16 protein-coding genes are annotated in these 15,903 nt (G+C 45.3%); all 16 read left to right on the top strand.

Annotated elements, in window-relative coordinates:
- Position 1: 1 nt before the first annotated feature.
- The gene (locus tag DFR59_RS15105) at positions 2-1,534 is read left to right on the top strand and encodes a flagellar hook-associated protein 2 (RefSeq protein ID WP_114746555.1); all 1,533 of its coding nucleotides are present in this window, start codon (positions 2-4) and stop codon (positions 1,532-1,534) included.
- A gap of 27 nt (positions 1,535-1,561) precedes the next feature.
- Positions 1,562-1,966 carry a flagellar export chaperone FliS gene (gene fliS, locus DFR59_RS15100; RefSeq protein ID WP_114746505.1) on the top strand — a complete coding sequence of 135 codons (405 nt, stop codon included), beginning with the start codon at positions 1,562-1,564 and terminating at the stop codon, positions 1,964-1,966.
- Entirely contained in the window at positions 1,966-2,313 is a 348-nt protein-coding gene (fliT, locus tag DFR59_RS15095) for a flagellar protein FliT (protein ID WP_114746504.1), read from the top strand. The genes fliS and fliT overlap by 1 nt, the downstream gene beginning before the upstream one ends.
- A 9-nt stretch (positions 2,314-2,322) precedes the next feature.
- Positions 2,323-2,715: a DUF8042 domain-containing protein gene (locus DFR59_RS15090; protein ID WP_114746503.1), complete on the top strand. Its 393-nt coding sequence runs from the start codon at positions 2,323-2,325 to the stop codon at positions 2,713-2,715.
- A gap of 339 nt (positions 2,716-3,054) precedes the next feature.
- On the top strand, positions 3,055-4,092 hold the full coding sequence (gene rfbB, locus DFR59_RS15085) for a dTDP-glucose 4,6-dehydratase (RefSeq protein WP_114746502.1): 1,038 nt from the start codon (positions 3,055-3,057) through the stop codon (positions 4,090-4,092).
- The gene (locus DFR59_RS15080) at positions 4,089-4,652 is read left to right on the top strand and encodes a PglD-related sugar-binding protein (RefSeq protein WP_114746501.1); all 564 of its coding nucleotides are present in this window, start codon (positions 4,089-4,091) and stop codon (positions 4,650-4,652) included. The genes rfbB and DFR59_RS15080 overlap by 4 nt, the downstream gene beginning before the upstream one ends.
- Positions 4,649-5,356 carry a WbqC family protein gene (locus DFR59_RS15075; protein ID WP_114746500.1) on the top strand — a complete coding sequence of 236 codons (708 nt, stop codon included), beginning with the start codon at positions 4,649-4,651 and terminating at the stop codon, positions 5,354-5,356. Before DFR59_RS15080 ends, DFR59_RS15075 begins: the two co-directional genes overlap by 4 nt.
- On the top strand, positions 5,353-6,081 hold the full coding sequence (locus DFR59_RS15070) for a sugar phosphate nucleotidyltransferase (RefSeq protein WP_114746499.1): 729 nt from the start codon (positions 5,353-5,355) through the stop codon (positions 6,079-6,081). The genes DFR59_RS15075 and DFR59_RS15070 overlap by 4 nt, the downstream gene beginning before the upstream one ends.
- Positions 6,082-6,096: 15 nt before the next feature.
- A complete protein-coding gene (rffA, locus tag DFR59_RS15065) occupies positions 6,097-7,257 on the top strand; it encodes a dTDP-4-amino-4,6-dideoxygalactose transaminase (RefSeq protein WP_114746498.1) in 1,161 nt (386 codons plus the stop codon).
- Positions 7,254-9,437, top strand: a complete 2,184-nt coding sequence (locus DFR59_RS15060) for a glycosyltransferase (protein WP_114746497.1) — start codon at positions 7,254-7,256, stop codon at positions 9,435-9,437. The genes rffA and DFR59_RS15060 overlap by 4 nt, the downstream gene beginning before the upstream one ends.
- 155 nt (positions 9,438-9,592) lie before the next feature.
- Complete coding sequence (gene hpf / locus DFR59_RS15055) at positions 9,593-10,162, top strand: ribosome hibernation-promoting factor, HPF/YfiA family (protein WP_114746496.1); 570 nt, start codon at positions 9,593-9,595, stop codon at positions 10,160-10,162.
- Between the two features lie 488 nt (positions 10,163-10,650).
- Positions 10,651-12,261, top strand: a complete 1,611-nt coding sequence (locus tag DFR59_RS15050) for a gamma-glutamyltransferase family protein (RefSeq protein WP_114746495.1) — start codon at positions 10,651-10,653, stop codon at positions 12,259-12,261.
- A 36-nt stretch (positions 12,262-12,297) separates the two neighbouring features.
- The gene (locus DFR59_RS15045; RefSeq protein ID WP_114746494.1) at positions 12,298-12,858 is read left to right on the top strand and encodes a chromate transporter; all 561 of its coding nucleotides are present in this window, start codon (positions 12,298-12,300) and stop codon (positions 12,856-12,858) included.
- Entirely contained in the window at positions 12,855-13,385 is a 531-nt protein-coding gene (locus tag DFR59_RS15040; RefSeq protein ID WP_114746493.1) for a chromate transporter, read from the top strand. The genes DFR59_RS15045 and DFR59_RS15040 overlap by 4 nt, the downstream gene beginning before the upstream one ends.
- Positions 13,386-13,955: 570 nt before the next feature.
- Positions 13,956-14,996 carry a YecA family protein gene (locus DFR59_RS20345; RefSeq protein WP_211318567.1) on the top strand — a complete coding sequence of 347 codons (1,041 nt, stop codon included), beginning with the start codon at positions 13,956-13,958 and terminating at the stop codon, positions 14,994-14,996.
- A 62-nt stretch (positions 14,997-15,058) separates the two neighbouring features.
- Positions 15,059-15,661: a hypothetical protein gene (locus tag DFR59_RS15030; protein WP_114746492.1), complete on the top strand. Its 603-nt coding sequence runs from the start codon at positions 15,059-15,061 to the stop codon at positions 15,659-15,661.
- Positions 15,662-15,903: the final 242 nt, after the last annotated feature.

The raw sequence follows: 15,903 nt of genomic DNA, 5'->3' as shown, positions 1-15,903 counted from the left end.
AATGCGACTCAGCGGGTTGGCAAGCGGCATGGATATTGATCAAATGGTCAAAGATTTAATGAAAGCTGAAAAAATGCCGCTTGATAAAATGACTCAAAAAAAGCAGTATATGGAATGGCAGCGGGATGATTACCGGGAAGTAAATAAATCTCTATTTGATTTCAATAATCTTATTTTTGATGGAGTTATGAAGCAGAGCACCTATGTTCAAAAAACAATCAATTCCTCAAATGAGAGTGTCGCTTCAATTCGAAATCTAAGTTCCACATCTGACTTTTCAGGATCCTTAAATGTTACTTCACTCGCAAGTGCTGCTACTATGCACAGTAAAAGTAAAATACAATATAATGCTGCTGCTATTGACCCAACTAAAAAACTAAGCGACTACGGCATTACTGGGACACAAACCATTAAGATAGATGCGATTGGTACTGACGGCAAACTTGATACCTCAAGTAAGTCCCTTAGTTTTGATCCGACACAGGAAACGTTAAACAGCGTAATCGATAAAATCAATAAACAGTTCGGTATAACGATGTTCTATGATAGTGCTACTCAAAATGTGGCGTTGACATCTAAAAATACTGGAGATGCTAAAGATGCAGCTAATACGGATGTTGCCGAAATATCCTTAACAGAAACTGCAGGGACTTTTTTAACAGGCTTCTTACAGTTAGACAGCGATAATAAAACCGCAGAAACGAATGGGGAAGGAACATTAGGAACAGATGCTGCCTTTACATATAATGGTCTAACAACAACCCGTTCTACAAATACTTTTAACATCAATGGAGTCGAGTTTACGGTGAAAAATTTAGGCTCTACCACATTTTCCTCATCACCTGATGTTGATAAAATACTAGACTCGATTACGAAGTTTGTGGACGAATACAACAAGCTGATTGAAAACGTGAACGGGCAACTGGATGAAAAGCGCTACCGTGACTATCAGCCTCTAACCTCTGATCAAAGAGAAGCGATGTCTGATAAAGAAGCAGAGCTATGGGATGAGAAGGCTAAAAGCGGAACGCTAAGAGGTGACTCTGTTCTTTCCAGTGGGTTGAACCAAATGCGCAACGATTTTTACTCTCCTGTCAGCGGTATTACTGGATTTGATCAGCTTGCAAAAATCGGGATTACAACCTCCAGTAATTTTATGGATAAAGGGAAACTGGTTATTAATCCAGATAAATTGAAAGAGGCTATTTCGAGTGACCCTAATGGAATTTATCAGCTGTTTGCGAAAGATGGCACAACTACTGCTGATAAAGGAATTGCACGACGCTTGCGTGATACCATTCAAAAAACAATGGATGGTATTGATCAAAAAGCAGGGAAGGCATCCAGTACAAATAATACCTTTACCATTGGAAGAGATCTGAACAGTCTGAATGATCAAATTGACCGTTTCAATGATCGCCTTTCACAAGTTGAAGACCGCTACTACCGCCAGTTCACTGCAATGGAGCAGGCAATTCAAAAATCGAACCAGCAGGCTACATACCTGATGCAGCAGTTCGGCGGCGGACAGTAATTTTAGCAATAAAGAAGGAGTGCAATGATGGCTATCAATAACCCTTACCAGACATATCAAAATAATTCTGTGAGTACAGCATCCCCAGGAGAACTTACGCTTATGTTATACAACGGCTGCTTGAAGTTCATCAATCAGGCGAAGCAAGCTATGGTCTCAAAAAATATTGAAGCGCGGAATACAAGCATTTTGAAGGCCCAAAAGATCGTCCAGGAATTAATGGTGACATTGAATATGGATCTGAAAGTCTCTCAAAATATGATGGCTCTTTATGATTATATCAATCGTCGTTTGATAGAAGCGAATGTGAATAGTGACACTGCTATTTTAGAAGAGGTAGAAGGCATGGTGACGGAGTTCCGCGATACGTGGAAACAGGTCATCCAAATGAATCGCCAGCAGGTACACGCCGGGCAGGGCGGCCAAGTGTAATGAGTGCCGTCCTTCAATGTTTTGTAGTAACAAAAAAACTGTATGAATTAACTCAGGAAGACATAGATTCTAATCGCGAGGAAACTATTTCTGAAATAGAGAAGCTGCTCGAAGAACGCGAAGTCTTGCTTCCTAAAATCCTCCCTCCATTTTCAGCTGATGAAGAGAAGATGGGAAAGCAGATGCTCCTCTGGAACGAAGCGATCAATGAAAAGCTTTTATTAATCAAACGTTTGATTAATAAAGATATCAACGGCTTGGAAAAGAAAAAAACAACTGCAAAGCGCTATTCGAATCCATACGAGAACATGAATTTTGACGGCATGTTTTACGATAAACGAAAATAGGTGGACAGCATGAAAACGTTAGAAATGACCAAAGAACAATTGGAGTTCTGCAAACAGTATACTGGGCTGATTGAGACAGTAAACGAAGCACTTGACTATGTAGTTGCTAGCTTTTCTGATTTTGAAAAAACAGAAGGGGATGTCGTCTTGAACGACGTCATACAAGCATTCGTTCAGATTGCGCAAAGCCATGTCTCACTGGAAGTTTTGTTTCAGGATGACAAAGAGGTGGTCCAAGGCATTCAATCATTTTCAAATGTCTTGAATCAGTTAGAGCGACTTGAAGGTAAAATGGATGATCTTACTTTACGATCAGATATCATTACGAATGATGTTGCTCCGGCTTACCGCTCATGGAGCACCGACATGCTATCCAAACTCCAACCCTATATCACGGTATGAAAGAAGCACGGGAGACGGTTCCCGTGCTTCTTTCCTGTTTCTGTAGGAGCAGATCCGATCCTCTGCTTCCTAATTCCTCTCTTCTAACTCTTTCACACGCTTCTCCAATTTCTTCACCTTTGACTCCACATTCATTGCAAATGTCATGGCCACGATCGCGAATACAAATCCAATTGTCCCCATATAATCCACACACCTTTCATATCTTATATCTACGATTGAAAACTGAAATCGTTTCAAGTAGTTTTCCTTTTCCCCACCAGTCGCTGACATATCCCAAGTTATGTGCGAATAAGGTAGCGATAGAACGAAATCCATTCGCGAAGAGGCGGAGCCATTATGGAACAAACGAAACAATCCCGCACGATACTCGTGACCGGCGGGGCGGGGTTCATTGGGTCTCATTTTATCCACCGTTGGCATGCGCACTATCCACATGATCACATTTTGAATGTTGATAAGCTCGGTTATGCTTCCAATTTGGACTATGTGAAAGGGTTATCCCCAGGATCCTATACGTTTTTGCATGCTGATTTGGCGGATAAGGAGAAAATCCACAACCTCCTCGTGCGATACGAGCCGGATCATATTTTTCATTTCGCAGCAGAGTCTCATGTGGATCAATCCATTAAATCGCCCGAAGCCTTTGTTTCCTCCAATATTAACGGGACTTTTCATTTGCTTGAAGCTGTCCGCCATCTATGGACCATTCAAAACCGCCTTCATGAAGCTCGTTTTGTCCACATATCAACAGATGAAGTTTACGGCAGCCTCCGATTAGATGAACCAGCATTCATAGAGGAATCGCTCATCAAACCCAATTCTCCCTATTCGGCATCTAAAGCAGCAAGCGACCACCTGGTCCGGGCCTACCATAAAACGTATGGACTTCAGACGCTTACTACTAGATGCAGCAACAATTTCGGTCCACATCAGCATCAGGAAAAATTGATTCCCACCATTATCCACAGAGCGATCCACCATCAGCCGATCCCGATTTACGGGGAAGGGAAGCAGATCCGCGATTGGCTTTATGTCCTTGACCATTGTGAGGCAATCAATCTCGTTTTCAATAAAGGAAGAGCGGGGGAAGTCTACAATCTAGGTGCGAGCAATGAATGGGCAAATCTCCAATTGACCAGCTATATTTGCGATCAGCTTAATGAAATCAAGCCGAGCAAAAAATTGAAAGATTATAAGGAACTCATCACGTTCACCGATGACCGGGCAGGACACGATTTCCGCTACGGAATGGATGCGTCCAAAGCCGCGTCAGAATTAAACTGGAAACCCCGGTACTCCTTTAAGGAAGCGATGAAGACCACCATAGATTGGTACTTAGCAAAGTATGAAGGCGAAAGGGAGATCGATTCGTGAAAAAGAAGAAGCTGCTTATTTATGGATCACAGGATTTTGGATGGACCGTCCGTCAGATTGCCCTCGATTCAGGCTATACCATTGCGGGGTTCATCGATGATATCCACCCGGGAGATGGGGTGCTCGGGGATTTTTCCAAAGTGAAGGAATCTCATTCACCGGAAGAATATGAAGTCGCAATGGCCATCGGCTACGGGAACTTGAAAGCCCGCCTGAAAGTGATGGAGCGTGTGAAGGAATATGGCTATACGCTTGCGACTCTCATTCATCCAAGGGCTTATGTGTGTTCCACTGCCACAATCGAAGAAGGCGCCATCATCATGAATAATGCTGTCATTGATATGCGGACGCGGATTGGGGAGGGAGCTGTTGTTTGGCCAGGTGTTGTCGTGAACCATGACTCTGTAGTGGAAGGCAACACGTTCATTTCCCCGAATGCCACGATCTGCGGCCACTGCATGATCGGGAAGAACTGCTTTGTGGGTGCCGGATCGGTTGTGGCCGACCACCGCACTGTCCCTCCTGAGAGCTTTGTGAAAGCTGGGAGTGTGTTTGTTTGAAGAAAGCGGCCATCATCCAGTCGAATTACATCCCTTGGAAAGGCTATTTTGACATTATCCATGATGTAGATGTATTTGTGTTTTTGGATGATGTCCAGTTTACGAAGAACGATTGGCGGAACCGCAATCAAATTAAGACTCCGAATGGCGTGAAGTGGCTGAGCATCCCGGTGGGACAGCATATTCACCGCAATATCAATGAAGTGGAGCTGACAGATAGCAGGTGGCAGAAGAAGCATTGGGATGCTTTGAAAAACAGCTATGGGAAGGCTCCTTTTTTTCGCTTGTATGAGGATTTTTTTGAGCATATCTATTTGGAAAGTACGTGGTCCTCTTTATCGGAGATCAACCAATTTTTGATTGCCCACATATCCACAAACTTCCTGCAGTGCAAAACAGAATTCATCGATTCACGCCAGGTGGCGGCAGAAGGGAAAAAGCAGGATAAATTGATCGGTATATTAAAAAAACTTGGGGCTGGCAGCTATCTATCAGGGCCGGCTGCCATGTCGTACCTTAACGAAGAAGGTTTTGCACAGGAAGGGATCAAGCTTGTGTATAAAAATTACGAAGGCTATCCTGCTTATCCACAAAGTTATCCTCCATTTGCACATGGGGTCTCTATCGTAGACCTGCTTTTCCACACAGGACCGGATGCGTCGTACTACATTTGGGGATGGCGGGAAAATGGGGTGAAGGAATGAAGGGAGTCATTCTGGCCGGCGGGACGGGGACGAGGCTTTATCCCCTGACGAAAATCACGAATAAGCATCTGCTGCCAGTGGGGAAGGAACCGATGATTTTCAATCCGATCAAGCAGTTGAAATCAGCGGGCATCAAGGAAATTTTAATCATTACAAGCATGAATCATATGGGCGAAATCGTCCGGCTGCTTGGAAGCGGCAAGGATTTTGGATGCGATTTTACGTTTAAGGTCCAGGAAGAAGCAAAAGGGGTGGCACATGCCCTGTATTTGGCCAAAGCGTTTGCAGAGTGTGGGAAGATTGCCGTCATCCTTGGAGATAACATCGCAACACATAGCATCAAGCCGTTCGTTGAGGAATTTGAACAGCAGAAGAAAGGGGCGAAGGTGCTGCTCCGGAAAGTGAGCGATCCCGAACGATACGGCATCGCTGCTTTGGATGAAAAGAAAGTGATCGAAATCGAAGAAAAGCCGAAGCAGCCGAAAAGCAGCTACGCCGTCGTCGGGATTTATATGTATGATGCTGATGTTTTCCGCTTAATCGAAGGGATTGAACCGTCTGCAAGGGGTGAGTATGAGATCACCGCGGTGAACAACATTTATATCGACAGGGGCGAACTGACCTACAACATCCTTGAAGGTGACTGGACGGATGCTGGGACATTTGCCTCGTTCCGTTATGCCAATAAGATTTTGACGAAGACGAATAACCGTATCATCGAATGAGTGGAAAGGGAAGTGATGAAGTTGCAGGCCATCCCTTTTAATGTGCCGCTCGTGACGGGCCGGGAGCGTACTTATGTAGAGCAGGTCATTTCGTCGGGGAAATTCTCCGGGGATCAGCCTTTTACAAAATTGTGCAGCGAATGGCTGGAGCAAAAGCTGGGCTGCCAAAAAGCCCTGCTGACACCGTCCTGCACGCATTCGCTTGAAATGGCAGCAATTCTTGCAAATATCGGGGAAGGCGACGAAGTGATCATGCCTTCCTATACGTTTGTTTCAACAGCTAATGCTTTCGTTTTGCGTGGTGCGAAAATCGTTTTCGTCGATATCGAGCCTCAAACTATGAATATCGATTCTGCATTGATTGAAAATGCAGTTACGGAGCGGACAAAGGCGATCGTCGTCGTGCATTATGGAGGAGTTTCCTGTGAGATGGAGACCATCATGGAGCTCGCTCGAAAGCACTCACTGCTCGTCATTGAGGATGCTGCGCAGGCACTCATGGCGGAGTATAAAGGGAATCCGCTCGGAACCATCGGTGATATTGGTTGCCTCAGCTTCCATGAAACGAAGAACTATCACTGCGGCGAGGGAGGGGCCTTGCTGATAAACCGCCCAGTGCTTGTTGACCGGGCGGAAATCATCCGGGAAAAAGGCACTAACCGCTCCCGGTTTTTCCGCGGCCAGATTGATAAATATACATGGGTCGATATCGGTTCTTCCTATTTAATGAACGAACTGAGTGCGGCTTTTTTGTATGCGCAGCTGGAGGAAGCGGAGAAGGTGAATGAAGTCCGGAAACGTCTTTGGGTGCAGTACAGGGAGGCTCTTTTGCCATTGGTGGAAAAAGGGTGGATTGAAATTGCAGAGATTCCGGAGGGCTGCAGCCACAATGCACATCTATTTTTTTTGAAGGCAAAAGATCTTGAAGAAAGATCGAACCTGATTGCTTTTTTGAAAAAGGCAGGCATCGGTGCAGTCTTTCATTATATCCCCCTTCACTCAACGGAAATCGGTAGGAGAGTCGGGCGCTTTCATGGGGAAGATCTTTTTACTACGAAGGAAAGTGAGCGGCTTGTTCGGCTGCCTATGTATTACGGATTAAAACAGGATGATATCGAACAGGTTGTGAAGGCAATTCGTACGTTTTATGAAAAGCATTGGGGTGTAAAAGGATGAGCAATCAAGTGCTTCTTGTCGTGAAAAAAGAAGGGGCAAAGGATCCCCGGGTGGCGGAACTTTGCCGTGAATTTAAAAAGCGCGGCTATGAAATCCGTCATGTCTCCATGAAGAATCTCATTTTATTTTCATTGGGAACCACCATTCAAACCATTCGAAAAAAGCGGCAGCGAAGACTCTGTTTCCTCTCCAACCACCGCAGCCTTCTTTTCAGCAGCTACCGCGCCTATAACGGGCAAATCGATGATTTCATCTACCTCCCATCCCGGGATGATAAGGATTCTTTCAGCAGCGAGCCGGTGAAATCATTGGCAAATCTGAACGGGATCGAAACGGAGACGCTCCATGGGAAAATCTATGTCCAAATGGGTTTTGAACAAGCTGATTTGCTATTTCCTCTGCTTCTCCTACATCATCGGTTTGTCTATTTTACAAGGATGGAGGAATTTGACTGGGATACTCCGAAAACAAAGAAATCCATCGGAAAGGAATACAAACTCGGCAATCGGACGTTTTCTTTTAAAGGGGAAGGGGAGAAGGCGGAAACCGTTTCGATCGATCCAGTGGCATCGAAGCCGTTCGCTTTTGATCAGGACTTTTTTCAAGCCGCAGCTGCTGCCCCGCAGTGGACGGTCTACTTAACCCGGACTGTTCTGAAAATGGGCATTCCCGCGGACATCAAGGGAAAGGTAGCGACCGCGCTTTTTCATCTCCATCGTGATTCTCCTTTAAAAGAAAGGATATTCGAGCAAATTCAGGATTATATAAAGTGGGGCAAGGATTCGTTTCCGGAGAAAGTGAATCTGCTAACGGCGAGCCTTGCGCTGAAAAAAGAAGATGGTCTCCTGAAGCTCATTCATCAGACGCTCCTTGAAGACCGGACCTACATAGCTTTTCACTATCCTCTTCTTGCTTCAACTCTTGGGTTTGTCAGTTACCATGGTCTTCAAAAATATAAGGGGATTTATCAAGATCAAAGGGTCATCATGGCACGGATTGTGGAATTTTATCAGGGACATGTGAAGGCTGCATCCGGTGAAAAGAAAAAAGGCAAAGTCGTCATCATCGCCGGGCAGCTTCTTGCTCAACAGCATGCGCCTACTGCTGTCGTGTTGAATTATGCCAAACAATTGAAATTGGTCTATCCTGAGTTGGAAATAAAGATATTTGTGGATGACACCTTTGTCTATAGCCCGGGAGAGGTGATTTTTTCGAATGCTTTTTCAGCGGCTGCATCCCGCAATTTCAAAGAAACCCATCTCAAAATGCTTGGCGGCAGCGGAATTGATCTCATTTATTCGGATCCATCTTTACCGAGAATGGAGCGGCTCAAAAGGGACTTGGCTTTTTTTGAAAAAGAGAAACCGGAAGTGATCTGGTCAATCGGCGCTAATTTCAGCTTGGTGGGGGCGATGCTATTTCAGCATTATCCTATTTTCTCCACATCCCTTGGCGGTGAGGAGGCACTTCCGTTTGCCCATGTCTTCTCAGGTGGGCTGAATCGAGAAACGATTGAAAAGGAATGGAATAAATTCGGAGGGGAAAGCAGGACCTATTTGCCGATTCATCATGGGATTGATTTGAAGAAAGCGGAGAGCATAGAATCTCGCAAGGCGCATGGTTTTGCTGAAGACGATATCGTTCTGGTGACGGTTGGCAATAGGCTTGATGCCGACTTGTCAGGAGAGTTTGTGGAAATCATGAAGGAGTGCTTAGAGAAAAATACTTCTGTGGAATGGTGTGTAATTGGGAAAGGTGAATTTTCACTTATTCATGATGGTTGTTCGGACTTGATTGATAATGGACGGATTCACTTTATCGACTACCACCCTGACTTGCCTGCTTTTTATCAACTATGCGATGTGTATGTGAATCCATTCCGCAAAGGGGGAGGGATCAGTGCAGCCATGGCAATGGATGCCGGAATTCCGGTGGTCACATTGAAGAGCAGTGCGGATACTGCGTTTTATGTTGGAAATGAAGCAGTGGAAGATGAGGAGTTTTCGGGTGAACTATACAAACTATGCAGGGATTCAGAATATCGTAAGAAGAAAGGTGCGGTAATGAAAGACGCCATCCAGAAATTTTTTGATTTCAGCGGGGCAGTGGATGATATTTCGAGAGGTTTTGAAATGGCGAAAACTTCCTTTGATAGCCTATCGTCAGACACGGGAAAATAATTTTCTGCCTGCATCTAGGTCTGTAGACCCCTTGTTCCGACAGGATTTGACGGAAAGTTTTTTAATTTGACAAAATTTTTAGAAAGTTTAAGCAGGAATATTCCTGGGAATATCGAATACTATATACAAGCTTTAATTAAAGGAGGATTCCACATATGCTAACTTACAACATTCGAGGCGAAAACATTGAGGTTACTCCAGCAATCCGCGAGTACTTGGAAAAGAAGGTAGGAAAGCTTGAGCGCTACTTCAATGATACTCCAGATGCGAACGTACACGTAAACTTGAAAGTTTATCAGGACAAAACGGCTAAAGTAGAGGTAACGATTCCGATGCCGCATCTCGTCCTTCGCGCGGAGGAGCACAATGCTGACATGTATGCCGGAATTGACCTTATTGTTGATAAATTAGAGCGTCAAATTCGAAAACATAAAACAAAAGTAAACCGCAAATTCCGTGAAAAAGGAAGCCCGGGCGAATACTTCGCTTCCTTGGATGATCCAACAGGCGGAGCGGCTCCTGAGAAGAAAGAAGACGATCAGGATATGGAAATCGTCCGTACGAAGCAGTTCGACTTGAAGCCGATGGACTCTGAAGAAGCCGTTCTTCAAATGAACCTTCTCGGCCATAGCTTCTTCATCTACACAGATGCAGAATCCAACGCCACAAACATCGTCTACAAGCGCCGCGACGGCAAATACGGTTTGATTGAAACAACATATTAATAAATTGAAAAGGCATCATCCTCGCTTTGGGGATGATGTCTTTTTTGCTTTGATGGGGAGGCGGAATTGGACACGAAAATAAGTGGGAGACATGCTGAAGTGCTCAAATGAACAGGGATTGAACACATAAATAGCTTCCACACTTTAGCAAGTGTTCATTAAGCACTTGAACGAATACTAAAAAGGTTTACAACCATAATGAAGTGTTCAATCAGTTGTGCAATGAACACGAAAGCAGCTGTCACTCCAAAGTAAGTGTTTATTTAAAGTCCTATTGAACATATAAAGAGCAATCCTATCGAATAAAGTGTTCATTCACCGCCAATAAACTCTCATCATAAAAGAATATTCACGAATTAATCGAATAATAATCAATAAGACTACTACTCTCTGCAATTAATTATTGAAAAATTCCTACTATTATTACTATAATGGTAGACAAGTTGTTATTTCGATAATCGAAGTATTGAAAAGGGGAGTATATACATATGAATCTGGACTATTTATATCATCCGTATCCGTCCCAGCGGAATACGGTTTTTGCGAAGAATGGGATGGTAGCAACGTCTCAGCCACTGGCAGCGCAGGCGGGGTTGGAAATTCTACAAAAAGGCGGGAATGCAGTGGATGCAGCGATTGCTACGGCTGCTGCATTGACAGTGGTCGAACCCACCTCAAATGGCATCGGGGGAGACGCTTTTGCCCTGGTGTGGATGAAAGACGAGCTGCATGGATTGAACGCGAGCGGACAGGCTCCGGCGTCCATTTCCATTGAGGCGGTGAAAGCTAAGGGACACGAGAAAATGCCGGTCCATGGGATGATCCCTATTACCATCCCTGGGGTGCCTGCCGCATGGGGAGAACTTTCCCGTAAATTTGGCAAGCTGCCGCTGACCGAGGTATTGCAGCCGGCAATCCGGTATGCGGAGGAAGGGTATCCGATCTCCCCTATTCTCGGGAAGTATTGGGATTATGCTTTCAGACGCTTCAAGGAAATTTTCAAAGGCGAAGAATACAAGGCATGGTTCGATACATTTGCGCCGGAAGGAAGGGCTCCGAAAATCGGAGAGATGTGGAAGTCCCCTGGACATGCGGCGACATTGAGGTCCATTGCAGAAACGAATGGTGAGAGCTTCTACAAAGGGGAGCTCGCGGAAAAAATAGATTCCTTCATGAAAGAGCACGATGGATTTTTGACCAAAGAGGATCTTGCCGGCTTCGAGCCTGAGTGGGTCGATCCGATTTCCGTGAATTACAAAGGATACGATGTTTGGGAAATCCCGCCGAATGGCCAGGGAATCATTGCCCTAATGGCGCTGAATATCGCAAAGGGAATGGAGTTCAAGGAGAAAGACAGCATTGATACATTTCATAAACAAATTGAGGCGATGAAGCTTGCCTTCACAGATGGAAAGGCCCATGTGACGGATATTAAACATATGACGACAGCGGTTGAGGAATTGCTGTCAGAGGGCTACGGGAATGCAAGGCGGTCATTGATCGGGGATGAGGCAATTCTCCCGGATCCTTATACACCTCCAAAAGGCGGAACGGTCTACTTGGCTGCTGCGGATGGAGACGGCAATATGATCTCTTACATTCAAAGCAATTATATGGGGTTCGGGTCCGGGATCGTCATTCCGGGAACAGGGATTTCACTGCAAAATCGCGGGGCTGATTTTTCGTTGGATGAGTCGCATCCGAATGCATTGAAGCCGGGGAAACGGACATACCATACGATCATTCCGGGATTTTTGACCAAGGATGGAAAAGCAGTCGGTCCGTTTGGCGTCATGGGCGGCTATATGCAGCCGCAGGGGCATTTCCAGGTCGTCATGAACACGGTGGATTTCCATTTGAATCCGCAGGCAGCACTGGATGCACCGCGCTGGCAGTGGATGGAAGGAAAGAAAATACTTGTTGAGCCGCATTTCCCGAATCATTTGGCACAGGGGCTTGCAAGAAAAGGCCATCAAATCCAAGTCGCGACCGATACCGGAAGCTTCGGGCGCGGACAGATTATCTGGCGCGATGAGAAAACGGGCGTCCTGATGGGCGGCACGGAGTCCAGGACAGACGGCGCCATCGCGGCATGGTAAAATAGAAGGAAATTCAGCATAGGGGAATGAGGCAATGTGAAGCTTTGGAACTTGTTCCTCGCCTTTTTCAGGGTGGGGATTTTAGGATACGGAGGCGGTCCTGCCGCCATTCCGCTCGTTCATAAAGAAGTAGTCGAAAAATGTAAATGGATGAGCGACGATGATTTTTCAGATGTACTGGCTCTCGGAAACGCGCTGCCAGGTCCGATTGCGACGAAGCTTGCCGGCTACATCGGCTGGAGGGTGAGCGGATTGCTTGGGATGGTTGTTTCAGTCTTGGCGACAATTGTCCCGACGATCATTTTGATGATCCTGCTGCTGACAGTTCTGAATGCCTACCGTGAAAAGCCGTGGGTGCAGGGGATGTCAAAAGCCGTTGTCCCTGTAGTAGGCGTGATGCTTGCCGTCATGACATGGGATTTTATCGCGAAGTCGACTTCAGGGCTGGGTAAAGTTTGGGGCATCGCTCTTATTGTTATCAGCTTTGTAGTGCTTGAGCTGATCGGAATCCATCCGGCCATTTTGATAGGGATATTGATTGTCGGTGCGCTTCTGTCGCCAGGGAAGCGTAAAGAAAGGAAGGTGAAGGCTTCATGATTTATTGGAAGATCTTCCTCGCCTTCTTTATTCCGGGGGTATTGGGATACGGAGGCGGCCCGGCTTCGATTCCGCTTGTAGAAAATGAAGTTGTCGACCGCTACCACTGGCTTTCCGTCAATGAATTCAGTGAAGTGCTAGCACTCGGCAACGCACTTCCGGGTCCGATTGCCACTAAGATGTCCGGGTACATCGGCTATGAAGTGGGCGGCGTCTTCGGTGCATTTGTCGGCGTGTTTGCCACTATTGCACCTTCGTTGATTTTGATGATCGCACTATTAGCTCTTTTGATGAAATTTAAAAATTCACCGAAAGTCAAATTGTTGACGAATCTAGTAAGACCGGCGATTGCTGTGCTGCTTGGCATCATGGCCTATGATTTTTTCAAAGATTCCTATCACGGGATCGGCTGGCTGCAGACACTTGCGATTGTCGTCGTCAGCTTCCTGCTTCTGCAAAAATGGAAAGTGCACCCCGCCTATGTCATCGGGGCCGCACTCGTATATGGTGCCATATTTTTAGGATGAGCTCGCCGGATGGCGGGTTTTTTTTGATTCATTCGACAAAAATCGAGGTAATTCGGGGAGTGCCTGTCACTTTTCTGGAGGGGGAGCGGCGGTTTGCTCTCAACTTTGTGCCTGGACCCCCGCACTTTCGCGTTTAACCCCGCAACTTTAGGCGGTGACCGCCGCACATTTCCGGTTGACCCCTCAACTTTTCGCCTCAACCGCTCAACTCCACATTTTATGGGAGTTTTTCGAGGACGCTGACCCGCATTTGCCAAATATCGGCGCCAGCCGGACAAATTATGTTGGTTTTCCGTTCTTTGCATTGGCTCGTGGCGGTTTGCTCTCAACTTTCGGCCGCGACCGCCGAACTTTCGCGTTTAACCCCGCAACTTTCGGCGACGACCGCCGCACTTTCCCGGTTGACCTCGCAACTTTTCGCCTCAACCGCTCAACTACCCATAAAATGGAAGTTGAGGAACCCGTTCAACCGCGGAAGAAGCTTCCATTTGATTGGAATCTATCATTTCCTATACAATAGATTGGGATTATCAGAGACAAGTGCTATATATAACAGGAGTGAAATTTGAAATGACAGTAACTGTAGGACGAAACGAACCATGTCCGTGTGGAAGCGGAAAAAAATATAAGAAATGCTGTGAAAAGAATAATGCGGTTTCAATCGAGACGCTGGTGAATGAAGAGCTGATCGGTCTGGAAGAGGAGCTTATTGAACATTTTGTTCAGTATTACCTCACTTCCTTTAACCGTTTCTTTTTATATGAGAAAGCTAATTTTCCTCATTTAGCTGAGTTTGAAAATGAGCCATTCTCGATTATGGACCAGGTATATCATTGGTACATATTTACCCAGGAAGCACAGGATGGAAAGACTGTCGCGGAAGAATTCATCGATCGCCGCTTGCCGACTGTTCAAAGGCAGCGCACAAAGGATGTTTTTAAATCATGGAAAGATTACACCATTGTCGTGGGAACGGTTTCTCATTGCATGGGTGAAAATCTTGAAGTGACAGATGCTCTAACTGGCGAAACGTATTCTATCATTGAGCCTGAGCATCAATTTGACGTGGATCATACTAAAGGGCAAATGGTCATCGGAATCAAGATTGGCAAATTGTTCTTTGGGATCGACCACGACTTCCCGCTGCACCTTGCTGAAGCGCAAAAAGCATGGGTAGCAGAAGACTTTGCCAAGTCCGGCGAGAAGGACGAACAAGAATATTTGAAGAAAAACTTCATGAAAGTAGCAGAAGCCTTCCAGAAAATGAAAAATGAAGAAGGCGACCGTCTTGTAAAACTGACGCCTGAACAAGAGGAAGTAGCGGAAGAACTAGAAGCTTACTTGAACAGCCTTGAGGTTGAGCCAGATGATATGGCAGTGCCTGCAGGTCTTGCTGTTTGGGAGATCTTCTGTGATAACGCCAATCCGAAAATCCAGAATCCGAATATTTACGTGGGAGCGATTTATTATCTGCTTTCCCAGCAAAACTTCGGCCTGGAAAAACGTTCTCAAAAGTTGGTTGCGGAAATTTTCGAAACGTCGCCGGGAAGCATTTCCAAGCGATCAAAAGAAATCGCAGCAGTGCTTGATGAAGTTGGATTTAAATTTTAATTCCTGTCCTAATTTCTGCTTGAATATGGTAGAATAATGGAAAAGGAAGAGGTGGTGTTTTGTTGGAAGATAAATTGAATTTAATCTTAGAAAAACTTACCAACCTCGAAGAAGGACAGACGAAGCTTGAAAAAGGGCAGTTGACACTGGCTGAAAGACAACGGACGCTTGAAGAAGGTCAGTTGAACTTAAGCGAGAGGCAAAGTAGACTGGAAGATGGACAACTTAATTTGATCGATAGACAAGGAAAGTTGGAAGAAGGCCAGCTGACTTTGATCGATAGACAAGGAAAGTTGGAAGAAGGCCAGCTGACTTTGATCGATAGACAAGGAAAGTTGGAAGAAGGCCAGCTGAATTTGATCGAGAGACAAAGCAAGTTGGAAGAAGGCCAGCTGAATTTGATCGAGAGGCAAAGCAAGCTTGAAGAAGGTCAACTGAATCTAGAAAGCCGATTTATTTCTTTAGAGGATAAGATCGATAACCATGCCTCAGAGTTTCGAGCTTATTTCAAGCATATCAATTCCAAATTGGATGAGCACCATCAAGTTTTCCAAGTTGTTTCTACCGAGATGAAAAACTTAAAAATTGATAGTGATTTTCAAAGTGGGAAATTAGGCAGACACGATACAGAAATAAATAATCTTAAAAAGAGAATCCAGTCCTGAGCACAGGGCTGGTTTTTCTTTTGCCATAACAACAGCATCTCCCGGTGAAAGTTGTCCTCACTCCTTAGTAGTGGTAAGATTAAAGGAGGCGTATCTATGTCCCTTGGAAATGCGGTTGCTATTTTATCGCTATTTTCAGAATATTTTTAGAGGATTATTGCTTTTTTTCGAGAATTACTGTTAGAGATGATTAAACCTTCACTTTTTACAACGATGAGGTGGATAAATATGTCCGCCCACTT

The organism is Falsibacillus pallidus (assembly GCF_003350505.1).
GTDB classification, from domain to species: domain Bacteria; phylum Bacillota; class Bacilli; order Bacillales; family DSM-25281; genus Falsibacillus; species Falsibacillus pallidus.
The sequence above is the reverse complement of the archived record's forward strand: the minus strand, read 5'-3'. Positions and strand labels throughout refer to the sequence as shown.